The sequence below is a fragment of the Amycolatopsis sp. FDAARGOS 1241 genome (genome assembly GCF_016889705.1).
GTDB lineage: Bacteria > Actinomycetota > Actinomycetes > Mycobacteriales > Pseudonocardiaceae > Amycolatopsis.
Window position 1 is genome coordinate 8,744,077 of the sequence record NZ_CP069526.1, and the last position, 23,977, is coordinate 8,768,053.

The 23,977-nt window shown below is 71.9% G+C and carries 29 protein-coding genes and 1 pseudogene; 14 read left to right on the forward strand and 16 right to left on the reverse strand.

Going from position 1 to position 23,977, the window contains the following annotated elements:
• Nucleotides 1-10 precede the first annotated feature (10 nt).
• Both I6J71_RS42425 and I6J71_RS49460 read right to left on the reverse strand, forming a co-directional pair.
• Nucleotides 11-949, reverse strand: coding sequence for a patatin family protein (locus tag I6J71_RS42425; protein ID WP_239154224.1), 939 nt, complete (start codon nt 947-949; stop codon nt 11-13).
• A gap of 206 nt (nt 950-1,155) precedes the next feature.
• Nucleotides 1,156-1,557, reverse strand: a complete 402-nt coding sequence (locus tag I6J71_RS49460) for a hypothetical protein (protein WP_239155637.1) — start codon at nt 1,555-1,557, stop codon at nt 1,156-1,158.
• Nucleotides 1,558-1,599: 42 nt separating this feature from the next.
• Between I6J71_RS49460 and I6J71_RS49465 the strand changes: the two are divergent.
• The 3 genes and pseudogenes from I6J71_RS49465 to I6J71_RS42440 form a co-directional block, all read left to right on the forward strand.
• Nucleotides 1,600-1,829: pseudogene (locus I6J71_RS49465) on the forward strand (NADPH-dependent 2,4-dienoyl-CoA reductase); the annotation flags it as partial.
• 45 nt (nt 1,830-1,874) lie between these two features.
• On the forward strand, nt 1,875-2,828 hold the full coding sequence (locus I6J71_RS42435; protein ID WP_204097522.1) for a prephenate dehydrogenase: 954 nt from the start codon (nt 1,875-1,877) through the stop codon (nt 2,826-2,828).
• 111 nt (nt 2,829-2,939) lie between these two features.
• Nucleotides 2,940-3,164 (forward strand): antitoxin, encoded by a 225-nt coding sequence (locus I6J71_RS42440; RefSeq protein ID WP_204091994.1) that lies wholly within the window; start codon nt 2,940-2,942, stop codon nt 3,162-3,164.
• 7 nt (nt 3,165-3,171) lie between these two features.
• Here I6J71_RS42440 and I6J71_RS42445 read toward each other — a convergent pair whose 3' ends face one another.
• Nucleotides 3,172-5,133, reverse strand: a complete 1,962-nt coding sequence (locus I6J71_RS42445) for an FUSC family protein (RefSeq protein WP_204091995.1) — start codon at nt 5,131-5,133, stop codon at nt 3,172-3,174.
• 72 nt (nt 5,134-5,205) lie between these two features.
• Here I6J71_RS42445 and I6J71_RS42450 point away from each other — a divergent pair, with 72 nt between their 5' ends.
• Both I6J71_RS42450 and I6J71_RS42455 read left to right on the forward strand, forming a co-directional pair.
• Nucleotides 5,206-5,658, forward strand: a complete 453-nt coding sequence (locus tag I6J71_RS42450; RefSeq protein WP_204091996.1) for an SRPBCC family protein — start codon at nt 5,206-5,208, stop codon at nt 5,656-5,658.
• Between the two features lie 68 nt (nt 5,659-5,726).
• Nucleotides 5,727-6,494: a polysaccharide deacetylase family protein gene (locus tag I6J71_RS42455; RefSeq protein WP_204091997.1), complete on the forward strand. Its 768-nt coding sequence runs from the start codon at nt 5,727-5,729 to the stop codon at nt 6,492-6,494.
• Here I6J71_RS42455 and I6J71_RS42460 read toward each other — a convergent pair.
• The 6 genes from I6J71_RS42460 to I6J71_RS42485 form a co-directional block, all read right to left on the reverse strand.
• Complete coding sequence (locus tag I6J71_RS42460; protein ID WP_370542047.1) at nt 6,491-9,055, reverse strand: CHAT domain-containing protein; 2,565 nt, start codon at nt 9,053-9,055, stop codon at nt 6,491-6,493. The two genes, I6J71_RS42455 and I6J71_RS42460, sit on opposite strands and share 4 nt — an antisense overlap.
• A gap of 81 nt (nt 9,056-9,136) precedes the next feature.
• The gene (locus tag I6J71_RS42465) at nt 9,137-9,619 is read right to left on the reverse strand and encodes a carboxypeptidase regulatory-like domain-containing protein (RefSeq protein WP_204091998.1); all 483 of its coding nucleotides are present in this window, start codon (nt 9,617-9,619) and stop codon (nt 9,137-9,139) included.
• The gene (locus I6J71_RS42470) at nt 9,616-10,221 is read right to left on the reverse strand and encodes an RNA polymerase sigma factor (RefSeq protein ID WP_204091999.1); all 606 of its coding nucleotides are present in this window, start codon (nt 10,219-10,221) and stop codon (nt 9,616-9,618) included. The genes I6J71_RS42465 and I6J71_RS42470 overlap by 4 nt, the downstream gene beginning before the upstream one ends.
• Before the next feature lie 299 nt (nt 10,222-10,520).
• A complete protein-coding gene (locus tag I6J71_RS42475) occupies nt 10,521-10,667 on the reverse strand; it encodes a hypothetical protein (protein WP_204092000.1) in 147 nt (48 codons plus the stop codon).
• 97 nt (nt 10,668-10,764) lie between these two features.
• Complete coding sequence (locus I6J71_RS42480) at nt 10,765-11,508, reverse strand: SGNH/GDSL hydrolase family protein (RefSeq protein ID WP_204092001.1); 744 nt, start codon at nt 11,506-11,508, stop codon at nt 10,765-10,767.
• A gap of 87 nt (nt 11,509-11,595) precedes the next feature.
• Complete coding sequence (locus I6J71_RS42485) at nt 11,596-12,225, reverse strand: NAD(P)-dependent oxidoreductase (RefSeq protein WP_204092002.1); 630 nt, start codon at nt 12,223-12,225, stop codon at nt 11,596-11,598.
• Between the two features lie 88 nt (nt 12,226-12,313).
• Here I6J71_RS42485 and I6J71_RS42490 point away from each other — a divergent pair, with 88 nt between their 5' ends.
• Nucleotides 12,314-12,883, forward strand: coding sequence for a TetR/AcrR family transcriptional regulator (locus I6J71_RS42490; protein WP_204092003.1), 570 nt, complete (start codon nt 12,314-12,316; stop codon nt 12,881-12,883).
• Here the strand turns inward: I6J71_RS42490 and I6J71_RS42495 are convergent.
• Entirely contained in the window at nt 12,880-13,371 is a 492-nt protein-coding gene (locus I6J71_RS42495) for a GbsR/MarR family transcriptional regulator (RefSeq protein WP_204092004.1), read from the reverse strand. The genes I6J71_RS42490 and I6J71_RS42495 overlap by 4 nt on opposite strands.
• Before the next feature lie 94 nt (nt 13,372-13,465).
• Between I6J71_RS42495 and I6J71_RS42500 the strand changes: the two genes are divergently transcribed.
• Both I6J71_RS42500 and I6J71_RS42505 read left to right on the forward strand, forming a co-directional pair.
• On the forward strand, nt 13,466-14,365 hold the full coding sequence (locus tag I6J71_RS42500) for an ABC transporter ATP-binding protein (RefSeq protein WP_204092005.1): 900 nt from the start codon (nt 13,466-13,468) through the stop codon (nt 14,363-14,365).
• Nucleotides 14,362-15,999, forward strand: coding sequence for an ABC transporter permease (locus I6J71_RS42505; protein ID WP_204092006.1), 1,638 nt, complete (start codon nt 14,362-14,364; stop codon nt 15,997-15,999). The genes I6J71_RS42500 and I6J71_RS42505 overlap by 4 nt, the downstream gene beginning before the upstream one ends.
• Before the next feature lie 67 nt (nt 16,000-16,066).
• Here the strand turns inward: I6J71_RS42505 and I6J71_RS42510 are convergent, their stop codons facing one another.
• Nucleotides 16,067-16,408 (reverse strand): hypothetical protein, encoded by a 342-nt coding sequence (locus I6J71_RS42510; protein ID WP_239154225.1) that lies wholly within the window; start codon nt 16,406-16,408, stop codon nt 16,067-16,069.
• Nucleotides 16,409-16,600: 192 nt separating this feature from the next.
• On the opposite strand from I6J71_RS42510, the gene I6J71_RS50080 reads away from it, so the two are divergent.
• Together I6J71_RS50080 and I6J71_RS50085 are read left to right on the forward strand one after the other, a co-directional pair.
• The gene (locus I6J71_RS50080) at nt 16,601-17,389 is read left to right on the forward strand and encodes an MFS transporter (RefSeq protein ID WP_255570670.1); all 789 of its coding nucleotides are present in this window, start codon (nt 16,601-16,603) and stop codon (nt 17,387-17,389) included.
• The gene (locus tag I6J71_RS50085; protein ID WP_255570671.1) at nt 17,386-17,832 is read left to right on the forward strand and encodes an MFS transporter; all 447 of its coding nucleotides are present in this window, start codon (nt 17,386-17,388) and stop codon (nt 17,830-17,832) included. The genes I6J71_RS50080 and I6J71_RS50085 overlap by 4 nt, the downstream gene beginning before the upstream one ends.
• On the opposite strand, the gene I6J71_RS42520 is transcribed toward I6J71_RS50085, so the two are convergent.
• The 4 genes from I6J71_RS42520 to I6J71_RS42535 form a co-directional block, all read right to left on the reverse strand.
• Nucleotides 17,829-18,368 (reverse strand): TetR/AcrR family transcriptional regulator, encoded by a 540-nt coding sequence (locus I6J71_RS42520; RefSeq protein ID WP_204092008.1) that lies wholly within the window; start codon nt 18,366-18,368, stop codon nt 17,829-17,831. The two genes, I6J71_RS50085 and I6J71_RS42520, sit on opposite strands and share 4 nt — an antisense overlap.
• 152 nt (nt 18,369-18,520) lie before the next feature.
• The gene (locus tag I6J71_RS42525; RefSeq protein WP_204097524.1) at nt 18,521-19,303 is read right to left on the reverse strand and encodes a metal-dependent hydrolase; all 783 of its coding nucleotides are present in this window, start codon (nt 19,301-19,303) and stop codon (nt 18,521-18,523) included.
• 59 nt (nt 19,304-19,362) lie between these two features.
• On the reverse strand, nt 19,363-19,716 hold the full coding sequence (locus tag I6J71_RS42530; RefSeq protein ID WP_204092009.1) for an STAS domain-containing protein: 354 nt from the start codon (nt 19,714-19,716) through the stop codon (nt 19,363-19,365).
• Nucleotides 19,717-19,948: 232 nt separating this feature from the next.
• On the reverse strand, nt 19,949-20,257 hold the full coding sequence (locus I6J71_RS42535; protein ID WP_204092010.1) for a WhiB family transcriptional regulator: 309 nt from the start codon (nt 20,255-20,257) through the stop codon (nt 19,949-19,951).
• A gap of 151 nt (nt 20,258-20,408) precedes the next feature.
• On the opposite strand from I6J71_RS42535, the gene I6J71_RS42540 reads away from it, so the two are divergent.
• From I6J71_RS42540 to I6J71_RS42555, 4 genes are all read left to right on the forward strand, one after another.
• Entirely contained in the window at nt 20,409-20,825 is a 417-nt protein-coding gene (locus tag I6J71_RS42540; RefSeq protein ID WP_204092011.1) for an anti-sigma factor, read from the forward strand.
• Nucleotides 20,822-21,598 (forward strand): SigB/SigF/SigG family RNA polymerase sigma factor, encoded by a 777-nt coding sequence (locus I6J71_RS42545; protein ID WP_204092012.1) that lies wholly within the window; start codon nt 20,822-20,824, stop codon nt 21,596-21,598. The genes I6J71_RS42540 and I6J71_RS42545 overlap by 4 nt, the downstream gene beginning before the upstream one ends.
• 68 nt (nt 21,599-21,666) lie before the next feature.
• Nucleotides 21,667-22,092, forward strand: coding sequence for an ATP-binding protein (locus I6J71_RS42550; protein WP_204092013.1), 426 nt, complete (start codon nt 21,667-21,669; stop codon nt 22,090-22,092).
• Between the two features lie 30 nt (nt 22,093-22,122).
• Nucleotides 22,123-23,103, forward strand: a complete 981-nt coding sequence (locus tag I6J71_RS42555) for an aldo/keto reductase (protein WP_204092014.1) — start codon at nt 22,123-22,125, stop codon at nt 23,101-23,103.
• A gap of 51 nt (nt 23,104-23,154) precedes the next feature.
• On the opposite strand, the gene I6J71_RS42560 is transcribed toward I6J71_RS42555, so the two are convergent.
• On the reverse strand, nt 23,155-23,898 hold the full coding sequence (locus I6J71_RS42560; RefSeq protein WP_204092015.1) for a 3D domain-containing protein: 744 nt from the start codon (nt 23,896-23,898) through the stop codon (nt 23,155-23,157).
• Nucleotides 23,899-23,977: the final 79 nt, after the last annotated feature.

Genomic DNA, 23,977 nt, shown 5'->3' on the forward strand with positions numbered 1-23,977 from the left:
AGGTTCAGACCTAGGACGCTTCCCTCAGCAGCTCCAACGCCGAGTACACCGCCTCGCGGCCCAGCTCCACCGCCCGGCGCAGCACGGCCGGGTCGCGTTCGAGGGCCACGACGTCCGGGGAGCCGGCCGGGGGACGGACGCTGGCGAGGCGGGGGTCTTCGCGCAGGAGTCGCTCGTCGTCGAGGTCGCGGGTGTACTGAGCGCGCCAGGCCTCGATGGTGCCGGGCGCGTGGCGGCGCAGGAACCGCGGCACGACGACGTCCTGGACGCGCGGCGGCGGGGCCGGGAGTTCGTCCTCGCGGCGGGTGCGCAACACGAGCACGTCCGTGGCGCCCTGGTCCAGAGCGGTGCGAAAGGGCAGCGGCTCCGCCACACCCGCGTCGACAAAACGACGCCCGCCCATCGCGATGGGCGGGCCGGCGAGCACCGGCATGCACGAAGAAGCGGCGAGGGAAACCTTGATGTCCGCCACGGTCGTGATGAACGGGTGGAGGTCGGTGGACTTGCCCGTGGCCGCGTCGGTCGCCAGCGGGTGGAACGTGACCGGGTTGGCGAGGATCGCCGGGAAGTCCATGGGTTCCAGCACCGAGTAGACCTGGTGCACCAGGTAGTCCAGATCGATGACGGACTTGCCGCGCAAGGTGTGGAGCGGGTTGATGATCCGGCGCATCACGGTGGGGTTCCACCACGTGCGCACCCCCGTCTGCGATCGCCCGCACAGCAGCCACGCGGCGTTCAGCGCGCCGGCCGACGAGCCGTAGACCGCGTCGAACGCAGGCGTCGCGCCGAGTTCGTCCAGGGCGAGGACCATGCCGCTGGAATACGTGCCGCGGCTGCTGCCGCCTTCGATCGCGAGGACGAGCCGGCGGTCGTCGGTGCGCTCACCCGGCAGACTGCCCGACGCGATGCGCTCGTTGATCAGCTCCAGTACCGGGTGCACGATGTCCATCCTGGCCGGTTCACGCGATTCGTCGACCCGATTTGCCCCACCCGGCGGGTGAGGCTGTCCGAACACTCGGGCTCGGCCTACGAGCTCGCGCGCCGCTTCGAGAAGTCGATCGGCCTGTTCTGGAGGGCGGCCGGACGAGAAGGTCCACACCGTCAGCGCCGAAGGCCGCGCCAAGCTGCGGCGGTGGCCGGCGGAGCCGAACGCCGTCAGTCGGACCGCAGAAGCTGGCGGTGAAGCTGCGCGGCGCTTCCTTCGGCAGCGAGAAGGCCATCGCCGAAGAGCTCGCCCGCCACCTCGCCCGGCGAGCACGCCGGGACCCGATGACGCCGTACCCGCACCTGTTCGAACCACTCGACCTGGGCTTCAGTCGCCAACTGCGCCGCGCTCGCCCGGGAAGCGGGGGGTACGCCGGCGTCGGCTCCGAGGGTTACCTGATCAACCGGTTCGTGGCCGAGCGCACCCACAACCGCACCGACGCCTGGGGCGGCTCGGCGGCCCACGGCGAGGCTGCGCCGGTTCGCCGTCGAGATCGTGCGGTGCCAGACCTGGGACGACGTCGTGGCGCCGGCCCGCGAGGTCGAAGCCGCGGGCGCGACGATCATCAACACCGGCATCGGCTGGCACGAGGCAGGACGTGGAGCGGATTCGCGGTCAGGTACGAGCGGATCGACGACGCAGGACTCCACGTGACCGTCGACGGGAAACCGCGGCTGCTGGAAGTGGACACCGTGGTGGTCCGCACCGGTCGGGACCCGTGCGGGACGTGGCTTCGGCGCTGCGTTCGACGCCCGTGCACCTCGTCGGTGACGCCGACGTGGCCGCCGAACTCGTCGCGAAGCGCGCGATCGGCCAGGGCACGCGCCTGGCGGCCGCGCTGTAGCCGGTTGCGCCCACTGGCAGGATGAGGCCCGTGCGAGATGTGTGCGTGATCGGGCTCGGGCTCATCGGCGGGTCGCTGCTGCGCGCGAGCGTGGCGACCGGCAGGACGACGTGGGGCGCCGCGGTGTCCGAAGTGGACGCCGACGCCGCGAGCCGGGCCGGCTACGACGTGACCACCGACGTCGAGGCGGCCCTGCACCGCGCCGCGGCCGATGACGCGCTCATCGTGCTCGCCGTGCCGCTGCCCGCGATCGAGAACCTGCTGCGGCTCGTCGCCCAGCACGCTCCGCACTGCCTGCTGACGGACGTCGTCAGCGTCAAGGCCCCGGTGCTCGACGCCGTGCGGCGGCGCGCGCCGTACACGCGCTACGCCGGCGGCCACCCGATGGCCGGCACCGCGGAATCGGGCTGGCGCGCGGGCGACGCGGCACTGTTCAAGGACGCGGCCTGGGTCGTGGGCGTCGAGGAGGACACCGACCTCACCGCGTGGGCCGAGGTCACGCGGCTGGTGCTCGACGTGGGTGCCGTCGCCGTGCCGTTGCCCGCCGATTCGCACGACGAGACCGTCGCGCGGATTTCCCACCTGCCGCACCTGTTCGCCGCCATCCTGGCCACCATCGGCGCCGAAGGCGGCCCGCTCGCGATGTCACTGGCCGCCGGCTCGTACCGCGACGGCACCCGCGTGGCCGCCTCCAGCCCGGAACTGGTCCGCGCCATGACCGAAGGCAACCGCGACGCCCTGCTGCCCGTCGTCGACGAAGCCCTCGGCCGCCTCGGCGCGGCCCGCGGCTCGCTCGCCTCCACGGGCGGTCTCGCCGCGACCATCAAGGCGGGCCACGAGGGTTCGCTGGCCTTCGCCGCCGCCCGGGGAACCGTCCGGTCGGGCGTGCGGATCACGCTCGACGCCCCGGACGCGCGCGACGCGTTGATCGGTGTCGGCGAGCGAGGTGGGCGGATCACGGGGCTGGTGGACGGGGTCGCCGTCGGCGAGGTGAACTGACCCCGCCCGCGCTGACCCGGAAGGACTGATCCGGGATATTGCCGGAGTTGCCGGAGCCGTCCGTTGTGTGACGATGGACGTGGATCGATTCCGGGATTGGGGAGCGAAGACATGGGCATCAACTTCGACGAGCTCAAGAACAAGGCCGCCGACGCCCTGCGGGACAACAGCGGCAAGATCGAGGACGGTCTCGACAAGGCGGCCGGCTTCGCGAAGTCCAAGATCCACGGCCACGACTCGCAGATCGACGGCGGCGTGGAGAAGGCCAAGGACTTCCTGGGCAAGCTCGCCGGCAAGCCCGACGAGGACGGCGAGCAGCCCCCGCAACAGCAGTAGCAAGTCCTCAGGTGCGCCGGTGGTACGGCAGGAACCGGCGCACCAGCCCGAGCGGTGCGCTCTCCACCAGGTCCGGGCCGCGCACGGCGTCGAACGTCGACCCGAGCTGGTCGACGACACCGGCGAGCTGGGCGCTGTCGGGCAGGGGTACGGACGCGGGTTCGCGTTGCTCGCGCACGGCGGCCGCCAGCTCGGCCAAGGCGTCCGTGAGCAGCGTGATCTCGGCCGGAGACGGGGCCGGCACGCCGCGCCCCAGCGTCACCCCGACCTCGGTCACCGCGTCCGTCACCCGCTCCAGCCCCGCGATCACCGGCCACCACGCGACGGCGTGGCGTCCGGCCGGCGAGGGCTCCACGATCACCTGCTGGAACGCCGTGCGCAGGTCCGCCAGCGCCCGGTAGGCGGCCCGCCGGGCGCGCGAGCGGGCCAGTCGCGCCTCACTCGTGGAGGTGAGCACCAGGGCGGCCCGCACGTAGGCGGCGACGGTGTCGAAGCTGTCGGCCAGCCGGCCCCCGACCTTCGGGCGCCGGGAGCCCGGCCAGAGCAGGTAGCCGATCAGCAGCACGATCACGCAGCCGGTGACGGTGTCCACGAGCCGCGCCACCACCACCGGCCAGCTGCCCGTCTGCGCGAGGTCCATCTGCAGGATGATCAGCGGCGTCACGAAGGTGCCGAGCATCCCGTAGTTGCGCACCTTCCCCACCGCGGCACCGCCGGCGAACAGCGCGATCAGCACCACGAGCACCCAGCCGCGCGCGCCGATCGCGAGCACCACGGCGCCGATCCCGACCCCCGCGATCGTGCCCATGCCGCGCAGCACCGCACGGCCGAACACCGAGCCGAAGTCCGGTTTCAGCACGACGCCGACCGTCAGCACGATCCAGTACGACCGTTCGAACGGCACCAGCAGCGCCACGAACTCGGCCACCGCCACGCAGACGGTCAACCGCAGGGCGGCCACCCAGGTCAACGGGCCGGACGCGAGCGAGCCGAGCCAGTCACGGAAACGCCGCCACGGCGAGACGGGCTTGCGGCGCTGGCGGTCGTCACCCTTTTCGATGCGCGCGAGGCCGGCGTAGAGCGCGGACCCGACCGGGTCGAGGTCGTCCTCGGGCATCGGCGGCGGCGCGGGCAGCGGCTGGGTCGCGAGCACCGACGCGGCCACGGCCGTGAGGTAGTCGATGACTTCCCGCGGCGGCCGGTGCCCCGCGTTGACCATCGCCACCGACGCTTCCACGGCCGGCGTCGTCGCGGACAGCTGGTTGAGCAGCTGCCGGTACGCCGCGTCGCGCCCCGACAGCCACGAGCGCGCGGTCAGCAACCGGTCGTAGGCCGTGCTCATGGCCGTGGTCAGCTGGTTGCGGGCGACGCGCGACGTCGGCTCGTCGGTGGCCGAGAGCATGGCCGCGAGTTCGATGTAGACGTGCGCGACCGCTTGGCGTTCGGGGCTCGTGCCGCGGACCGTCCACGTCACGAGCGCCACGAACAGGCTCCACGCCGCGCCGAGGCAGAAGAAGCCGAACAGCTCCTCCACCTTCAAGCCGGTCGCGTGCTGCGCGGTGCCGAGCACGCAGAACACGAACATCTGCAGCGCCGCCACCGATGCGTTGCTGCCGGCCGCGCTGATCAACGCGGACACCGCGGCGATCACGATCACCGCCGGGATCGACCACGCCGGCAGGCCGCCCGTCAGCAGGCCGACGAGGTACCCGGCGGCGGCCGCGAGCGTCGCGCCGCCCAACCGGCGCGCGCGGTAGCGGTACGGCCCGGCGGCCTCGGACAGGACGACGGGCAGCGCGCCCGTGGAAATGAGGGCGCCCACGCTGATGTCGCCCGCCGCGTACGCGACGGCCAACGGCGTGGCGAGCGCGACGACGGCGCGCGCGACCATGTTCCACGGGATCGGGACCGGTTTCGACCGGAGGAGCTGGACCAGCCAGTGGGGTGCGGCGAAGTCGGGGCGGCTCACGCACCCATCTTGACCTACGCTGAGCCCCTGAGCTTAATTATCATTCTGTCAACAAGCTGGAAAGGGCCTTAGATGCCAGGTCGCAGGTACTCGTTCGAAGTCAACCGCGTGAGCACCGCGCCGCCCGAGACGCTGTTCCGGCTGGAGACCGAAGGCCCGCTGTGGTCGACGTGGGGGCGGCCCCTGATCGTGCAGGCGCGGTGGGCGCGCCGCGGCGATGACAACCCGAGCGGCGTGGGCGCGGTCCGCGAAGTCGGCCTCTGGCCGGTGCTGCTGCGCGAAAGGACGGTCGAATACGAACTCGACCGGCGCCACGTCTACACGTTCGCCGGATCCGGGCTGGTGCGGGATTACCGCGCGGAGGTGTTCTTCACCCCGAACGCCGCGGGCGGCACGGATCTGCGCTGGACGGGTTCCTTCACCGAGTTTGTGCCCGGGACCGGGCCCCTCGCGCTCGCCGCGCTGCGCACCGCGATCCGGTTCCTCTCGGCGCAATTGGTCAAAGCGGCCGACACCGGGCGCTGACCACGTGCGCTGGGCCACAGCGGTTGAACTCGGGCCGTCGTGCGGACGTCTCCCCCGGTGTGATCCGCATGGTGAAGCGCTCGGCCGGGCTGGCAGCACTGTTCGCACTGGCGACGTTCGTGGTGTCCTGTTCAGGGCCGGCGCCGGCGCCCGTGCCGCCCAGCCAGGCGAACCCCGCGCCCGGCGCGCAGCACCCGACCGGGCCGCCCGCGCCGTACGCGTTCGGGACGGCGCAGCAGAAGGCGCCCGCGATCGCCGACGGGAAGGTCGGTGTGGTCCACCGGATCACCACGACCAAGCCGTACGTCTTCATCACCATGGACGACGGCGCCGTGAAGGACCCGTCGGCGCAGGGCTTGATCCAGCAGTCGGGCGGCCACCCGGTGCTGTTCCTCAACCAGAAGTACGTGAAGGGCCACGAAGCGTACTTCAAGTCCATTCTGGACTCGACGGGCGCGGTGCTGGGCGACCACACGGTCGACCACCCGAACCTCAAGGGCAAACCGCTGGCGTTCCAGCAGAAGGAAATCTGCGACGACGCCGACGACTTCCAGCGTGAGCTCGGCGTGCGGCCCGTGCTGTTCCGCCCGCCGTTCGGCAACTACGACCAGAACACCCTGCACGCCGCCACGTTGTGCGGCATGCGCGCCGCCGTCCTGTGGAGCGCCGCGGTGAACGACGGCCACGTGCAGTTCCAGGTCGGGAACAAGCTGCGGCCGGGCGACATCGTGCTCATGCACTTCCGCAAGACGTTCAAGGAAGACTACGAAGCGTTCCTCGCGCAGGCGAAGAAGGACGGCCTGACGCCGGTGCCGCTGGCGGACTTCCTGGCCTAACCCGCGCCGAGGCAGACGAACGGGCGCCGCAAGGGGTCGACGGCGATCGCTTCGGCCAGCGCCAGCGCCGGGGGTGTGCCGACGGCGAGGCGGCGGTGCAGGTCGGCCATGGTGTCGGCCGCCGCGCGATCGCCGACGCGGGCGACCGCGCCGATGACGGTGTGGGAGCCGCTCGCGAGCAGCGTGCCGGCGAAGCCGAGAGCTTCCTCACCCGGCCGGATGTGGCTCATGGCGAGCTCGCAAGCGGCCAGCACCACGCGCGCCGGGGGCCGCGCGAGGCGGGCGGTTTCGTGGGCGAACAGCGGGCCGTCGACGAGTTCCAGGCGGGAGAACAGGGCATTGGCGGGCTCGTGCGCCCCGTGCGCGACGAGGTGCGCGAGGCGCGTGCCGTCGAGCGCCTGCAGGACGGTGGCGCTCGTGGCGTCGGTGCCCTCGACGAGCCGGGCGTCCGGGTAGACCGAGCGCAGCTTGCTCACCTCGCCCACGGCGCCGGGCACGCCGGGGCCGCCCGCGAGCAGCACCGGACCAGTGTCGGCGGCGCGTTCGGCCGCGATCCACGCCGTGGCCGACGGCGCGATCGACACCGGGTGCCCGCGCAACGAAGGCAGCGCGCCCCACGGCATCGCGTACAGCTGCCCGATGGGGACGATCACGAGCTCGCGGTCGCCGAGCGTCTTGACCAGCGACGCGGAGATCAGCGCGTCGAGCTTGTCGGCGCGGCGGACGGCGGAGGCGGCCACCGTCTCCGCGAGCATCCGTGGCAGGTGGTCGGGCGCGAGGGCGTCGAGGTCGGCGTGCAGCTGCTTCGCCGTTTCGACGATGTCGTCGTGGGGACCGAGCTTCAGCAGCCGGAACGACCCCCGGTCGACGACCACGGAGTACAGCTGCCCGTTGTACGGCACCAGGCTCACGAGCACCCGGTCGCCGAGGTGCTCGACGACCTCGTCCGGCGTCGCGACGGGCCGGGGCCGGCCCCACGGGCTCGTGTACCAGCCGAGCCGGCTCGCCTCCTGCTGCAGCGCGGAGTAGCGCTGCTCCAGCGTCTTCACCGGTTCGCCCTCGAGTCGCGCCCTTTGGATCGTGCGCTGCAAGTGCCGCATCTCCGTGATGTGCTTGGACAGCACCGGATCCTCGATCACCGGCAGCGGTTCGTAGCGGTAGACCTGCGCGCGCGTGCGCTCGAGCCACGCGAACATCCGGCGCGCTCCCGCGGCGTTGTTCCGGGCGCGGCGCAGCACGAGCCGCAGCGCGAGCCGGCCGAGCTCCTCGCCGTGCACGGCCGTGCCGCACACCAGGTCGAGCCCGCCCATGCGGTCGCGGATCATACCGAGTTCCCGCAGGCCGGCGCGGGCCTGCGCCAGGGCGGACCGCGGCCGGTCGGTCGCCACGGCCAGCTCCGCGCGGCAGAGCCGGAACAGCATCCGGTGGTCGATCGGCGTCGTCGCCCGCGGCTTCGGCACGCGCGCGAGCACCTGCGCGGCCTCGTCGATCTCCCGGCGCCGCAGCAGGAGCCGCACGGCCAGCAGCCGCGCGACGGCCCCCTCGTCGCGCACCCCCAGTGCGCCCAGGCGTTCGGCCAGCGCCACGAGCTCGGCGGGCAGCCGGGGCGTCGACCGGGCGTCGCGGGTGGTGAGGACCTTGTGCGCGTCGGCACGCAGCCGCGCCAGTCCCGCGATCTCGGCCCACGTCGTGTTGCCCCGGCGCAGGAACCGGCGCCGGGCGTCGGAGGCGACCTTGCGCGCCAGCGCGAAGTCCCCCTCCAGCAGCGCGGCGGCCGCGCGCGCGACTTCGGCTTCGGCGATGTGCTGGCCCGAGCCGTTGGCGCGCAGCTGCGGGAGCGCCTCGTCGAGGTGCCGAGCGGCTTCCTCGCCGAGCCCCGCGGTGAGCAGCGCTCGCGCCTGGTCGAGCCGGACCAGCGGCAGCGACCCGGGTGATTCCGTGACCAGGATGCGCGCGGCCTGCTCGTAGTGGGACAGCGCCCGGGGCACGTCTCCCACGAGCTGGGCGTGGTCACCGAGGTTCTGCCTGATCTTGCCCTCGAGCCGCGGGTGGCCGAACTCGACCGCCAGGTCGAGCGCGCGCAGCAGGTCCGCCTCCGCGGCTTCCGGGTTGTTCATCGCCATGTGCACGAGCGCGCGGTTGTTGAGCGTGCGCACGAGCAGCAGCCGGTCGTCGCCGGCCTCCGCTTCGAGGTGCGGCATCACGGAGTCGTAGAGCGCGAGAGCCTCCGCGAACCGGCCGGCACGCATCACCACGACGGCCCGCTGCAGGTTGACGATCAGCCCCAGCTCGGCGCTCGGCTCACCGCCGGGCAGCCGCAGCCGGGCGGCCTCCGCCGCTTCCAGGCGCGCGAGGCCGGCTTCGGTCGACCTCACCTCGGCTTCGGCGGCGCCCAGGCTGATGAGCGCACGGACCTGCACCTCCAGCAGGACGGGAGCGAGCTCCTCCTCGCGGGCGATGCGGGTCAGAGCCTTTCGGAACAAGCGCACGGCGACAGCCGGCCGCTGGTCGAACGCGGCCGCGCGGCCCCGCGCGTACAGGTCGCTCGCCTCCGCGATCACTCGATCGAGAACAGGCGACGGCGCAGGCACGCACTCTATGGGAGCACACCCCCAGCACGTGGCGTAACGCCCGTCCGGGTTTTAAAGCACAACCGTCGGAGTCACCACTGTCCGGCGGCGCGGTCCCTCACCGAGGTGCACCAGGATCTGCGTGGTCCCGGACGGCACGTTCTCCAGCACGAACCGGCCCCCCTGATCGGCGACGGTGGAGAACGTGCCCTCGTCGGCCACGCGCACCTCCACCTCGTACTCGCCCGCGGGCGCGAGCCAGCCGTCGATCCGGTGCAGCTTGCCGATGCGGGTCAGGTTGATCATCACCGTCAGATCGCTGACGGTGAAGGTGATCGTGCCCGTGGCCGTGCTGCGGACGCCGGCGAGCTCGTCGAGCCGTTCCCAGCGCGCGACTTCGACGTCGAGGTTCTCGAGTTCGAGCGCGAACTGGACCCGCTGCGCCAGGTCGTCCGGCGGCGGATCCAGCTCGTCGAGGAAACGGCTCAGGTCGGCGAGCAGCGTTTCGTCGTCCGGCAGCGCGCTGCCGCTTCCAGGCACGCCGATGTCGTTCATCGGCCACCCCCTTCTCCTGCGAGGAGATCGCGCATCGAGTCGAGGCAACGACCCCTGGTGGGTCCGATGCTGCCCCGCGGCATGCGCATCGCCTCGGCCACGGCCTGGTATTCGGCGCGGCCGGCGAGCACGGTGAGGCGGAGCAGCTCCTGACAGCGAGTGGGCAGCCGGAGGAAGGCGCGCCAGACCCTGCGGTCGTTGTCGGCGCGCACGGCTTCCTCCTCGGGCGCGGGGTGGGTGCTTTCGATGCTCGCGGCGACCTCGTCGCTGAGCGGCACCGGCTGGACGCGGCGGCCGAACGGGTGGGCGGCTTCGCGTCTCGTGGTCGTGATCAGCCAGGCGGCCAGCGCGCGCGGGTCGCGGAGTTTGTCCAGCTGGGTGAACAGGGCGAGCCACACCGTCTGCACGACGTCTTCGGCGATCTGGCGATCGAGCCCGTTCGCGCGCGCGACGTGCCAGACGAGTGGCGTCAGCTCGTCGACGAGTTTCGCCATCGCCCGGCGGTCACCGGCCCGCGCCGCCTCCATGCAGGCGGCGTGCAGGTCGACGCCGGTCAGGCCTTCCCATGGCGGGTCTACCTCGGTGGTTTGCACGTCGGTCACCGTATCTGCCTCGCGCGGGAGGCGTGTTGGGTTCGGCGGCGGTGTGGTCGGTGGTCCTTCTCGGAGAAGGAGCGCACAGGCAGGACTGGGATACATCGGGTCACTTACTCGGGCGATGTCAGTGGTCAGATCCGGTTCGTGCACCGACCGGCACGGGCGTGCACCCGCACCGGCCGGCGCTCCCCTCCCTCCCCCCAGGCCCGGTCCCCTTCGGACCCGGCCGGGCGGTCCTCCCCCCGAAGCCGCCCGGCAGACGGCGTCCGGCAGCCCCCTCGGCTTCCGGACACCGCCCGTCTCGGCTACTTCGCCGTGCCCGTTTCGTCGTACGGCTCGTGGTTCCCGTCGGGCTGGGTGGTCGTGCCACCGCCCGGGACGTGCGGCGCGCCGCCGGTGGTGACCGGCGGAACGGTGGTCGGGGTGGTCTGCTCTTCGTCGGATTCCGGCATGGGCTTTCCCTTTCCCTCGGCTGCCCCACAGGACGCAACGAGGGGACCCGCAGATACACGGAGAGCGAAAATTCTCTGGGAAATACCGCTTCGCTGGTCAGCTGAGCCGGCTCGGCTCCTCCGGACGCGTGGTAGCCGTGACGGCGGGTGAACCGGCGACGAGCGCGGCCGCCCACTCGCGGTACCCCACGGGCCCGGGGTGGAACCGGTCCTCGGCGAAGGTCCCGTCGTGCAGCAGACCCGGCGCCATCGCCACGTACGTGACCCCCGGCAGCCGCGCGAGCTCCGCCGCCGCCCGGTCCAGCGCGGCCGACCGCGCGGCCAGCACGTCCCGCAGCGGCCGCGGCAACGCCGGGAAGTTCCCCATCGGCGGCACTCCCGCGAGCACCACCGGTACCGGCCCGAGCCGGCGCCGCACGTCGACGACCACGCCGAGCAGGTCTCGCCGGAACCGCGCCGCCGAGTGCAGCTCGAGGGTGTCGTTCACCCCGAGCGCGATGACGACGAGGTCCGCGGGCGCCAGCCGGTGGACCAGCTCCCGCCTCACGACGGCGGCCGACGCCCCGGGCCGGCCGACCGCTTGCCACCGGACCCGGAGCCCACCGCCAGCGATCAGCTCGGCGAGCCGGCCCGTCAGCCCCTCCTCGTGAGTGCGCGCGCCGACACCGTCCACAGTGGACTCGCCCAGCACGGCGAGCCGGAAGTCCGGGCCGGTGCCGGTGACGCCCGAAGCCGGGCCGCCGGCACCGGGCAGGCGGGGCGTGCCGCGGCGGGTGCGCAGGGCTTGCACCACCAGGACCGGGGCCAGCGCGGCGAACAGGAGGAAGCGGAGAACTGCCATGTCGCCGACCTTAATCACGCGCAGCGACGGCCCGGGCCGGTCGAGCGGAGTTGTCCACAGGGCAGACGAGTTGTGGACAACCAGCGCTCATCGGCCGGCGATCGCGGCCGTGGTGCGGACCAGGCCGGTACCGTCGGCGGCGTCGAGAAGGAACGAGGCCACGTCGGCGCGGCTGATGCTGAAGCTGCCGCGCACGGGGCCGGCCGTGTTCACCAGCACCCGGCCCGTGGCGGGGCCGTCGGTGAGGCGCGGGGGGCGGACGATCGTCCACGCCGTGTCCGAGGCCTTGATCGTCGCCTCCATCACCAGCAGATCAGCGAACCCGTTGCGCAGCACCGCACCCAGGAGGGGTTTGACCAGGAACCGGGTGAAGAAGCCGTCGCCGTCGGTCTTGAGACCGGCGGCGCTGACGGCGACGAACCGCGTGTCCGAGCCGCGCAGCGCGGACACGACCGCGCGGGCGCCGTCGGCGTTCACCGTGGTGGGCCGTCGATCGCGGGCGCCGAGCGCGAGCACGACGGCGTCGCGGCCCTGGACCGCCGACGCGAGCGCCGGGTCGTCGAGCGCGTGGACGGCCACGTCCAGCCGCGGGTGGCTCGCGACCGACAGCCGAGCCGGGTCGCGCACCACGGCCGTGACGTGCCAGCCGCGGGCGAGCGCGTCGCGCACGGCCAGGGTGCCGATCCGCCCGCTCGCGCCGAGGACGGTGATCTTCATGGCGCCTCCTCCCAGTAGGTGTGAGTGTTTACTCACCAGGTAGGGTGAGTAAACACTCACCACGCTGAGAGCATCCTCAGGAGCACCGATGGGCAGCCGGCAGGACCTCGTCGCCGCCGCGGCGAAGGTGATGCGCGAACAGGGTTACGCGCACGCCACCACCAAAGCCATCGCGCAGACCGCCGGCTACTCGGAAGCCTTGCTGTACAAGCACTTCAAGGACAAGACGGAGCTGTTCCTGGCCGTCTTGAGCGAGGAACTGCCCGCACTCGGCCCCACCGCCCGGCACCTCGCGGACCACGCCGCCGACGCGGCACTGGAGGAGAACCTGACGGAACTGGCCCGCACCGCGCTCGAGTTCTACCGCGCGAGCTTCCCCATTTCCGTCTCGATCTTCTCTTCGCGCGAACTGCTGCGCACCCACCGCGCCGCGCTCGATGCCGGCCACGGGCCGGAGGTGCCCATCACGTTCGTCGCCGGCTACCTGCGGGCGGAAGCCGACCTCGGCCGCATCCCGGAGTCCACCGACCTCGAAGCCGCCGCGCGCCTGCTGCTGGGCGCCTGTTTCCAGCAGGCGTTCCTGGACTCGTTCGAGGACCGCGACAGCGGCCCGGTGATCGCCGGGCGTGTGGCGAAAGCGCTGATCGCCGGGCTCTAGCCGGCCTGGCGCTTGGCCCGCTCCGCGTGCCAGCGGTCGTAGAGGCTGCCGACCTCCTTGAGCACGAACGACAGGAAGTCCTGCATCTCCGCCAGCCGCTTCCCGGCCGGCGTGTCCGCGCCGAGCGCGTCGATGCCCTCCTCGGCCGCGTCCCGCCACATGATCAGCAGGCGGTCGCGCTTGAGGAAGGTCGCGTACCAGAGGTCGTCGTGCAGTTTGTAGTGGTCGCGACGCTCGCCGGGCTCCCGGACCTTGGCCACGAACCCGACCTGCTCCAGGTACCGCACGGCTCCGGAGATCGCGGCGGGACTCACCGACAGCTGCGTCGCGAGCTCGGCGGCGGTCAGCTGACCCTCGTCGTCGGTCATGAGGGCCGCGAACACGCGCGCGGCCATGCGCTGCATGCCGATCTGCGAGAGCACCAGGCCCAGGCTCTCGACGTACCGGCGGACGGCGTCCTCGTCACGCTTGGTCTCAGGCGTCGTCATCCACCCATCCTCTCGCACCCGGACAGCCACGATCACTCGATCTAGACATTTTCTTAACTTCACAACTTCATGAAATCAATGTACCTTCCAAATCATGGGAAACGCCATCTCGATCTCCGGCCTGCACAAGTCGTTCGGCCGGACGAAGGCCCTCGACGGCCTCGATCTCCAGGTTCCCGTGGGGGAAGTCCACGGCTTCCTCGGTCCGAACGGTGCCGGGAAGTCCACCACGGTCCGGGTTCTGCTCGGGCTGCTGCACGCCGACGCCGGCGAGGTCCGCCTGCTCGGTGGCGACCCGTGGCGCGATGCCGCGAGCCTGCACCGCCGGCTGGCCTACGTGCCCGGCGACGTCAACCTCTGGCCCAACCTCTCCGGAGGCGAGGTGATCGACCTGCTCGGCCGGCTGCGCGGCGGGCTCGACCAGAAGCGCCGCCAGGACCTCATCGAGCGGTTCGACCTCGACCCGCGCAAGAAGGGGCGCACGTACTCCAAGGGCAACCGGCAGAAGGTCGCACTGGTGGCGGCGCTCGCGTCCACTGTGGACCTGCTGCTGCTCGACGAGCCGACCTCCGGCCTCGACCCGCTCATGGAAGCCGTGTTCCAGGAGTGCATCCAGGAAGAGCGCGAGCAGGGCCGCACCGTGCTGCTCTCCAGCCACCTCCTCGCCGAGGTAGAAGCCTTGTGCGACAAGGTGAGCATCATCCGGAGCGGCCGCACAGTCGAGTCCGGGACACTCGCGCAGCTGCGCCACCTCACGCGTACGTCGATCACCGCCGAGCTGGCCGGCCCGCCGAACGGACTGGCCAAGCTCACCGACGTCCACGACCTCGAGGTGGCCGGCAACCGCGTGCGCTTCGACGTCGAGACGCGCTCGCTCGACGACGCGCTGCGCCACCTCACGCAGGTCGGCGTGCGCAGCCTGGTGAGCCGGCCGCCGACGTTGGAAGAGCTCTTCCTGCGCCACTACTCCGACGAGGCCGGGAGCCGGAAGTGACCGCCACCCGCACCCGGCCGGCGGTGGCCCCGCGCAGCCACGCGCTGGTCGGCACCTGGCACCTCACGCGCCTGGCTCTGCGCCGCGACCGCGTGCTCCTGCCGATCTGGATCGTGCTGCTCAGCGTCGTCCCGGCGGGCACCGTGTCGAGCTACAACCAGTTCTACCCGGACGCCGCCAGCCGCGCCGCCCTCACCGCCGGGGCTGCGGCGAACCCGTCGTTCTCGCTGCTCTACGGTCCGGCCTTCGACCTCACGACGGCGGGCGGTTTCATCGCCTGGCGCCTGGGCGGGTTCCTCGCACTGCTCATCGGGCTGATGGCCGTTTTCACCGTCACCCGGCACACGCGCGCCGAGGAGGACACCGGCCGTGCCGAGCTGCTGGCGTCCACTGTGGTCGGTCGCTACGCGGCGCTGACGGCGGCCGTCGCCGTGTCCGGCGCAGCGAGCCTGCTCATCGGCCTGATCCAGGTCGCCACGATGATCAGCGCGAAGCTGCCGGCTGCCGGTGCGCTCGCCTTCGGCGCGGGCACGGCCGGCGCGGGCCTGGTCTTCACGGCCGTCGCCGCGGTCGCCGTGCAGCTCGCCGAGTACTCGCGCACCGCCAACGGCATCGGCACCGCGGTGATCGGCGTCGCCTTCCTGCTGCGTGGCGCGGGCGACTCGACGTCCGACGCGCGCTGGCTCTCGTGGCTCTCGCCGATCGGCTGGGCGCAGCAAACGCGCCCGTTCGCCGGCGAACGCTGGTGGGTGCTCCTGCTTGCGCTGGCGGCCACCGTCGTCCTCGGCGCCGTCGGCTACGCGCTCCTGCCGCGCCGCGACGTCGGCACGGGCCTGGTGCCGCCGCGGCCCGGCCGGCCGGCGGCGAAACCGTCGCTGCGCTCGGCGTTCGCGCTCGCGTGGCGGCTGCAGCGCGGTCCGTTGCTGGGCTGGGTCATCGGCTTCGCCGTCGGCGGCGCACTGTTCGGTTCGATCGCGAGCGGGATCTCCGGCCTCGTCGGCGACACCGAGCAGACGCGCCAGATCTTCGAGCGGCTCGGCGGTTCCGACGCGATCGTCGACGCGTTCCTCGCCGCGATGGTGAGCATGTTCGCCATGCTCAGCTCGCTCTACGGCGTGCAGGCGACGCTGCGGATGCGCAGCGAGGAGACGGGAGTGCGCTTCGAACCGCTGCTGGCCACCCGCGTCAGCCGGCTGCGGCTGGTCGCGAGCCACCTCGTGTTCGCCTACGCCGGCACGGCGCTGCTCGTGCTCGTCGGCGGCGTGTTCATGGGGATCTCGCACGGCCTGCGCTCGGGCGCGACGGTCGGCTCCGCGGTCGGCGACCTGCTCACGGCCGTGCTGGTCCAGGTGCCGGCGACGTGGGTGATCGTGTCGGTGTGCGTGCTGCTGTTCGGTGTGCTGCCCCGCTTCACCGGCCTCGCGTGGGCAGCCGGCGCGCTGGGACTGCTGATCAGCCTGTTCGGCCCGGTCGTGAACGCGCCGCAGGCCGTGCTCGACGTCTCGCCCTTCCAGCACCCGCCGAAGATCCCCGGCGCACCGTTCACCGCGACCCCGCTGGGGTGGCTGCTCGCGGTCGCCGTGGTGGCGCTCGTCGCCGGACTGGCGGGCTGGCGCCGCCGCGACGTCGGCTGAGGGACCCGCAGGCCGCACCGCTCGGGAGAGCTGACCGGGGGAATCCCCGGGTGCGTGCGGCCTGCACTCACCAGCGCGTCGACGCGTCGTTGGGCACGAACGCCCCCGACGTCGGGCCGAGTGAGGTGGGCGAGCCGGTTTCGGGGGGAGTGGTTTCGCGGGTCACCAATACCGTCGACGTGGTCGTGCTCGGCCGCGGGCGCGGCTCGGACCGGGTCCGCGACGGCGACGCGGAGTGCGTGACGGTGACCGGCGGCTGCGGCGAGCCGGTGACCGTGACCGTCACGGGCTGCGCGGGTGGAGGAGTGGGCGGCGGGACCGACGAACCGGTCGGCCGCGACGGAGAGTTGCCCGCGACGAGCAGAGCCGCGACGAGCAGGCCGACCGCGAACCCGGCCAGTCCGGTCACGACGACAGAACCCCAGGTCGGAGTCGTGTTCGACAAACCGGCACCCCCTCGTCGTGCCGACGCGCAGGTACAAGGCGGAGTCGCGTTGATCTTATGTCCCGTTACAGAACGTGCAACTTGAGTTTTCCAGACTCAAGTTTATGGCGAACCGAATAGCATTCCTGCCAAGGTGTCCCGCGTGGCGGACGAGGGGTGGCCACCCGCCGCGGTGGCCTGTTGCGCAAAGCGGATTTCCGGCGGCTCTGGACCGCCGACGTGCTGAGCCAGGTCGGCAGTCGCGTCGACTTCCTGGTGGCGATTCCGCTGCCGGCGGCCATCGCCCTGTCGGCTTCGGTCTTCGAGGTCTCGCTGCTGCGGACTCTCGCGACGCTGCCCTACCTCGTGCTCGGCCTGCAGGTCGGCGCGTGGTGCGACCGCGTCCGGCAGCGGCCCGTCCTCATCGCCACCGACCTCGGTCGCGTGGTGCTCATCGGCTCGATCCCCGTCGCGGCGCTCCGCGGGGCGCTCACGCTCTGGCACTTGTACGCCGTGGTCCTGCTCGCGGGTGTGTGCGGGGTGTTCTTCGACGTCGCGCACCAGACGTACGTGCCGCACCTCGTCGCCAAAGCCGAACTGCCCGAGGCCAACGCGAAACTGTGGACCAACGCGTCGATCGCCGCGCTCGCCGGGCCCAGCGCGGCGGGCGTGATCATCCAGTACCTGGGTTACGCGGGCGCGATGGCCCTCGATGCCCTGTCCTACCTGTGGTCCGCGCTGTGGCTGCGGCGCGTCGAAACCCCCGACGCGCCCGGCGAACGCAGCGGCCGCCGGCTGCGCCACGAGATCGCGGAGGGCCTGAAAGCCGTGCTCGGCGACGGGTTCGTGCGGGCGAGCACGCTCCACGGCACCGTCACGGGGCTGTTCCAGGCGATGTACCTGGCGATCAACGTCGTGTTCCTCGTCCGCGAATCGGCCTCTCACCGGTCGAGATCGGCGCCTTGAGCACGCTGGCGCTCACCGGCGCATTGGTCGCGAGCGTGCTCGCGCGGCGGCTGGCGAGCCGCTTCGGCGCGGCCCGGGCGCTGTGCGGCGCGGCCGTCGTCTACGGCGGCTCGTTCCTGTGCTACGCGTTCACGACCCCCGGCTGGGGCCTGACCTGGTACGTCGTCGGCGGCGTCGGGACGAGCTTCGGGATCAGCCTGGTCAACGTGTACTGCGTGAGCTTCCGCCAGGCCGTGACGCCGCGCCGGCTGCTCGGGCGGGTCACCTCGGTGTCGACGACGCTGATCCGCGGCACGACCCCGCTCGGCATTCTGCTCGGCGGCGTCCTCGCCGGGGTGACTTCGCTTCGGGCCACGCTGTGCGTCGTCGGCGCCGGGTTGCTGTTGTCCACGGGGATCTTGCTCGCGTCGCCGTTGCGGAAGCTGCGGGACCTGCCGGATTAGACCGTGCGCAGGCCGTCGAGCAGCACACGCACGAGGTGGTGGCTGCCCGGCGAATACCGCTCCACGGCGAGGGCGCCGACGATGAGCGCCCGCAGGTCGTCGCCGGTGATGTCCGCGCGCACGGCGCCCGCGGCCTGGGCACGCTCGAGCAGCGCCGTGAGGTTGTCGCGGAACTCCGTGCTGATGTCGGCCTTGTCCGCGGAGGCGGCACCGAGCGCCTCGCAGATGGCGCGGTTGAGGGAGGCCTGCTTGATCACGCGCGTGAAGTAGTCGTAGAACGCCGCGCCCGGGTCCGCCGCGTCGGCGAGCTCACGCGCCTCGGCCGCGAACTGCGCCAACCGCTCGAGGACCACGGCCTGGAACAGCGCCTCCTTGCTGGGGAAGTGCCGGTAGACCGTCCCGGCGCCCACGCCGGCCAGCCGCGCGATGTCGTCCAGCGGCACGGCCAGCCCGTCGGCCGCGAACGCCTCCTCGGCCGCCGCCAGCACCCGCGCCCGGTTCCGCCGCGCGTCGGCGCGCAGCACTGGCTTGTCCACGGGTGCCCTCCTTCGGCTCGTCTCGTCGGAACCGGGTGCACCGTTCCGATTCACCTTCATTCTTCCCCGGAGTACCCCTGATGAACCGAACCGTGTCCCAAATCTCCCGGGTCGCCGTCGCGGCCCTGACGCCGCCGCGGCGGCGAAGCGGATCACGGCGTCGCGGACTGCGACGCCGGAGGCGTGAACAAGCGCTCGACGGTGGCCGTGGTCCAGCCCCACACGCCGGGGACCAGCAGGACGCCGACGACGACGAAGATCGGGAACACCAAGCGCTTCTCCACCTTTTTACCGGTGCGCAGGCGCAGGGGCTTGGGTGGGCGGATCTCGTACCAGGTCTCCCCCGCGATGGGCAGGGGGAACAGGAACGGGCAGCCCGACTCGGTCAGGGAGTCGCCGAGGCAGTGGACCAGGCAGCCGGCCGCGACGGCGATGCCGAGCCAGCCCGAGATCTGGTCCAGCTCGCTCGCGTGGTCCCGCGCGGTGAAGTACCACCAGACGATGGCGCCGGCGCTGACCGGGAGCAACCAGTCGCCCAGGGCGCCTTCGGCGAGCAACAGCCCGAAGACCACCACGCCGAACACGGCCCACGGCCCGCCGGCCGCGGTGCCGGCCGAGGTGGCGGCGCCGAGGCCCGCGGCGAACAGCACGGTGTGGGAGAGGTGGCGGTGCTTGCCGGTCACCTTCTCGTCGCGCGGGCCCTTGGTGAGGGCGTACACGGCGGAGGAGACGCGGCGCAGGAGCCACGAGAGGGCCTCGGTCAGCCAGCCGAAGATGCGTGACGCGCTGGCGCCGGGGTGGTCGAGATCGGGGAGCAGCGCGAACCCGGCCGTGGTGGCCCCGAAGACCACCGCCTGGTGCACCGAGCCGGCGCCGACCGCGGGTGCGAGGGCCAGGCCCGCGCACCAGCCGGTCAGGGCGTGTGTGCGCCCCATCATCGTGGATCTCCCCCAGGTCGAGAGCGGATTTCAGGTCCGCGCGACCGTATCGGGGATCAGGCGGGCGGTTCCTCCGACACGCTCAGGTGTTCGGCCACTCCCGTGAGCTCGATGACGCGGCTCACCGCGGAGCTCGGGACGACCGCGAGCTCGACGTCCTGCTCACGGGCCTGCCGCTGGGCGTGCAGGACCACGTTCAACGCCGAGGAGTCGAAGAAGGTCACCCCGGTGAGGTCGGCCACCACGCGCTGCGAGCTCTTGTCCGCGATCAACCCGGCAAGGGCTTCCTGCAGCTGCGGGCTGGTGAGCAGGTCGAGCTCACCGTTGACCACCACCCTCGGCTCGGCGGCCTCGGTGTCCAGCGTGATGCCGAACCCGGGAGGGGTGGAGTTCTGGTCGGCTGCGGGCATGCAGTTTCTCCTCGTCAGGCGCTGCTGCTGCGCCGGTACGCGCCTGTGTCTCAAGCGGCAACCGTTCACGGTTCCAGGCATCTGGAAGGTCCAACCCTAACCCAGCGGGTGACCGTCGCCGCGTCGGCCGCCACTGTCCCGGAGAACGACACAGGAGGGCAAGAGCCCGAACGGGCGCACGCACAGCGACCCGCGCACCACAAAGGTACGCGGGACTGGGTGGGGCTCGGGGCTAGGCGGACATCGCCTTGCGCTTGGCGGCGCGACGTTCGCGCATGAACAGCTCACGGCGTTCGATCTCGCCCAGACCGCCCCAGATGCCGTAGGGCTCCTGTACCGTCATGGCGTGCTTTCGGCACTGCGCCAGCACGGGGCACGTCTGGCAGATCGCCTTGGCGCGCGACTCACGACGCTCGCGGGCAGACCCGCGCTCGTTGTCGGTGTGGAAGAAGAGGCTGCTGTCCGCGCCGCGGCAGGAACCGCGCAGCTGCCACTCCCACTCCTCGGCGACCACACTGGGCAGCCGGCTCACGTCAGCCATCTCGTCCCCACCTTTCCCGGGATCAGCACTTCGACCGGTACATGCCCGCCGGTCGCGCGAATCAAACCCGGGTTTGGTTTGCTCACACCCCGGGCATGAGGTGACCGGGCAGCACAGGACACGGCCGAGTGAGCCGGAGAGAGGACAGCACGTGGAGGACAACGCCCCGCTCGATCGGGAGGACGCCCAGCTCATCGAGGTGCGGACGGCGGCCATCCCGCACGTGGTGCCCACGTTGCGCACGATCGTCGCGGACATCGCGATGCGCCAGGACTTCGACCTCGACGCGGTGGAGGACCTGCGGATGGCGGTGGACGAGGCCTGCTCGATGCTGCTCCCCTCCGCTTCCGACGGCAAGCTGACCTGCGTCTTCTCCTGGATCGAGGGCCGCATCGAGGTGACCGTCTCGGTGCTGGCCGACACCCCGGACCACGGTGACGACACCGGGCTGTCCTGGCAGCTGCTCACCGCGCTGGCGACATCGGCGCGCCGCACCGTGACCCCGGCCGACGGCGGTTACCTCTCCCGGGTGCAACTCGTCCGGGAGAGCGAGGTGGCCCGGCCGTGAACACTCCCGCCGATGGCGACGAATCCACTGACGTGGCGTCGCTGTTCGACGAACTGGCCCAGCTGCCCGCGGACGCCCCGCGCCGCGAGGAGATCCGCGACCTGCTGGTGCGCGAGCACCTGGAGCTCGCCCGCAACCTCGCGCGGAAGTTCCGCAACCGCGACGAGGCCATGGACGACCTCGTGCAGATCGCGACAGTCGGCCTCATCCACGCCGTCGACCGCTACGACCCGTCGCAGGGCACGGACTTCCTGGCGTTCGCCGTCCCCACGATCTCGGGTGAGCTTCGCCACCACTTCCGGGACAACAGCTGGTCGGTGCGGGTGCCGCGGCGGCTCAAGGAGCTCAACGCCACCATTTCCGCCGCGCGCGAGGAGCTCACCGTGCGGCTGTCGCGCGCGCCGCGCCCGAGTGAGATCGCCCAGCACCTCGGCGTGCCGGTCGAGGACGTCTACGAGGGCCTGCGCGCCGGCCAGGGCCGCTACGGCGCCTCGCTGGACAACCTGCTGGAGAACTCGGCGCACACGCGCTTCGGCGCGCCCGACACGAACCTCACGCAGGCGGAGCTGCGCGAGGCGCTGCGGCCCATGTTGGAGAGCCTGCCGGAGCGCGAACGCAAGATCATCGCGCTGCGGTTCGGGTCGGGGATGAGCCAGTCGGACATCGCCCGGCGCGTGGGTGTTTCGCAGATGCAGGTGTCCCGTTTGCTCGCGTCGACCTTGAAGAAGCTGCGGACGGGACTGGTCGAGACCGACATCACCGAGGGCACCTGATTCGGGGTCCCCCCGGTTGGGTAGTTAAGGCGGTGCGAGCAACGGACAGGTCGGGAGGTGTGGACGCCATGACGACGTCGAGGATGCCGACGAGGGGCGGCGCGACAACACCCGCCACGGTGCGTCTGCGGCTCCCGGACGACGTCACCGCGCCCGCGATCGCCCGCCACGCGGTCTGCGCCGTACTCGCGGACCTGGGCGTGGACCTACCATCGCGAGACGACGTCCTGCTGGCGACGTCCGAGCTGGTCACCAACGCGTTCGAACACGGGGAGCGGCCCGACCGCCTCGAACTGAAGGTGGCCGAGCACCGGCTGCTGGTGTGCGTGTTCGACGCGGGCAAGAAGGTGCCCGAGCTGAAGGAGCCCTCGCCGGCGGCGGCGCGCAGCAGGGGCCTGCAGCTGGTCCGCGCGCTATCGGAGGACTGGGGTTACGAGCGCTGCGAAAGCGGCAAGTACGTGTGGGCGGCATTCGCGGTCACGACCGAGGGCTGAGCCGCCGGGGGCGCGCCTAGGATCGCTCCCATGGAGACTCGCAAGATCACCCGGCTGGGGCGTGAGGTGTCCGCCGTCGGCCTCGGGTGCTGGCAGCTCGGCGCCGACTGGGGCACCGTCGACGAGGCCGAGGCCATGGGCGTGCTGCACGCGGCGGCCGACGAGGGCGTCACGTTCTTCGACACCGCCGACGTCTACGGCGACGGCCGCAGCGAGACGCTGGTCGGACGTTTCCGGCGCGAACGCGGCGACAACGTGTTCGTGGCCACGAAGATGGGCCGCCGCGCCGAGCAGGTGCCGGAGAACTACGTCGAGAAGAACTTCCGCGAGTGGAACGATCGGTCCCGCCGCAACCTCGGCATGGACACGCTCGACCTCGTGCAGCTGCACTGCCCGCCCACGCCCGTGTATTCGTCCGACGCCGTGTACGACGCGCTGGACCGCATGGTCGACGAAGGCCGGATCAACGCCTACGGCGTGAGTGTCGAAACGTGCGACGAGGCCCTGGCCGCGCTGCAGCGGCCGAACGTCGCGTCCGTCCAGATCATCCTCAACTGCCTGCGCCTCAAGCCGCTCGAGCGCGTGCTGCCCGCCGCGGTCGACGCCGGTGCCGGGATCATCGCGCGCGTACCGCTCGCGTCGGGCCTGCTGTCCGGCCGCTACACGGCTTCGACGACCTTCGGCAGCGACGATCACCGCACCTTCAACCGCCACGGCGAGGCGTTCGACGTCGGCGAGACCTTCTCGGGCGTGCCGTTCGAGGTCGGCCTCGAAGCCGTCGAACGGCTGCGCGGGCTGGTGCCCGAGGGGCAGACCCTGGCGCAGTTCGCACTGCGGTGGATCCTCGACCAGCTGGGCGTTTCCGTGGTGATCCCGGGCGCGCGCAACGCGGAGCAGGCGCGGGGCAACACCACGGCGGCGGCGCTTGTGCCCCTGTCGGAAGAAGCGGCGGCGACGGTGCGGGCGACCTACGACGAACTGATCCGGCCGCTGGTGCACGACAAGTGGTGACCCGGTGAAGCGGGGGCGTCCTCGAGTGTTCTGGGAGGACGCCCCCGTTGTTCATTCGACGGTCAGGGTCAGCCGCTGGACGCCCCAGCCATTGGCCTGGCTGCCGGGCAGCCAGACGTCGACGATGTCGTCTTTGATCCAGCTGCCGATGTCGGCGGCGTAGCAGTGACCGTAGCCGGGCACGGAAATCCTGGTGCCCCAAGGGATGTTGCGGGCGTCGACGGCGCAGAAACCCGGGCCCGCTTGGTATCCGAGCGCGGTCTGGGCGACGTCGTTGTACGCGGTGACGCGGTAGTTGAGCGTGGTGCCCTTCGCGAGGGCGTAGGGCGCCAGCTTGCCCGCGGCGTCCACGCGGTAGGCGGTGGAGATCTGGCCGAGCGAGCCGGGTGAGTTGTCCTCGGCGGTCATGGCGTAGAGCTGGTAGTTGGCGTTCTGGCACGGGCTCGCGTCGGTGACCTGGAGCGTCGGCTGGCCCCAGTCGCTGATCCACTGCAGGGCTTGGCCGTTGCGGAACGCGCGGTAGGCCTTGGCGCCCGGCACGCGCGAGAACGTGAAGGTGACCTTGCCGTCGCTGCCGAGTGCGCCGGTGACACCACCGGGTGCCGGCAGGCGGTTGCTCACGTCGACGGCGCCGGCGAGCGTGCCGGGGCCGTGCCCGCCGGTGACGGGACGGTCGGGGATCGGGCCGGAGTAGAAGTGCTGGCACGCCGGGAGAGTCGCGGCGTGCGCGGTGACGGGGACGGTGACGAGCGCGCCGAACGCGAGCACGACGACGCCCAGGGTGCTGAGCTTCATTCGGGACCTCCAGGGGGACCGGGGTGGAGGAACCCGTGCACGGGAGACCGACGTTAAGGAGCACCCGCAGGTGCCGTCA

Coding starts and splice junctions, on each gene's coding strand:
- I6J71_RS42425 (WP_239154224.1), bottom strand. CDS start 949: ATGGACATCGTGCACCCGGTACTGGAGCTGATCAACGAGCGCATCGCG.
- I6J71_RS42530 (WP_204092009.1), bottom strand. CDS start 19,716: ATGCCCGCAGCCGACCAGAACTCCACCCCTCCCGGGTTCGGCATCACG.
- I6J71_RS42485 (WP_204092002.1), bottom strand. CDS start 12,225: ATGAAGATCACCGTCCTCGGCGCGAGCGGGCGGATCGGCACCCTGGCC.
- I6J71_RS42555 (WP_204092014.1), top strand. CDS start 22,123: ATGGAGACTCGCAAGATCACCCGGCTGGGGCGTGAGGTGTCCGCCGTC.
- I6J71_RS42480 (WP_204092001.1), bottom strand. CDS start 11,508: ATGGCAGTTCTCCGCTTCCTCCTGTTCGCCGCGCTGGCCCCGGTCCTG.
- I6J71_RS42525 (WP_204097524.1), bottom strand. CDS start 19,303: ATGGGGCGCACACACGCCCTGACCGGCTGGTGCGCGGGCCTGGCCCTC.
- I6J71_RS42490 (WP_204092003.1), top strand. CDS start 12,314: ATGGGCAGCCGGCAGGACCTCGTCGCCGCCGCGGCGAAGGTGATGCGC.
- I6J71_RS42550 (WP_204092013.1), top strand. CDS start 21,667: ATGACGACGTCGAGGATGCCGACGAGGGGCGGCGCGACAACACCCGCC.
- I6J71_RS42495 (WP_204092004.1), bottom strand. CDS start 13,371: ATGACGACGCCTGAGACCAAGCGTGACGAGGACGCCGTCCGCCGGTAC.
- I6J71_RS42535 (WP_204092010.1), bottom strand. CDS start 20,257: ATGGCTGACGTGAGCCGGCTGCCCAGTGTGGTCGCCGAGGAGTGGGAG.
- I6J71_RS42440 (WP_204091994.1), top strand. CDS start 2,940: ATGGGCATCAACTTCGACGAGCTCAAGAACAAGGCCGCCGACGCCCTG.
- I6J71_RS42455 (WP_204091997.1), top strand. CDS start 5,727: ATGGTGAAGCGCTCGGCCGGGCTGGCAGCACTGTTCGCACTGGCGACG.
- I6J71_RS42475 (WP_204092000.1), bottom strand. CDS start 10,667: ATGCCGGAATCCGACGAAGAGCAGACCACCCCGACCACCGTTCCGCCG.
- I6J71_RS42465 (WP_204091998.1), bottom strand. CDS start 9,619: ATGAACGACATCGGCGTGCCTGGAAGCGGCAGCGCGCTGCCGGACGAC.
- I6J71_RS42500 (WP_204092005.1), top strand. CDS start 13,466: ATGGGAAACGCCATCTCGATCTCCGGCCTGCACAAGTCGTTCGGCCGG.
- I6J71_RS42450 (WP_204091996.1), top strand. CDS start 5,206: ATGCCAGGTCGCAGGTACTCGTTCGAAGTCAACCGCGTGAGCACCGCG.
- I6J71_RS42560 (WP_204092015.1), bottom strand. CDS start 23,898: ATGAAGCTCAGCACCCTGGGCGTCGTCGTGCTCGCGTTCGGCGCGCTC.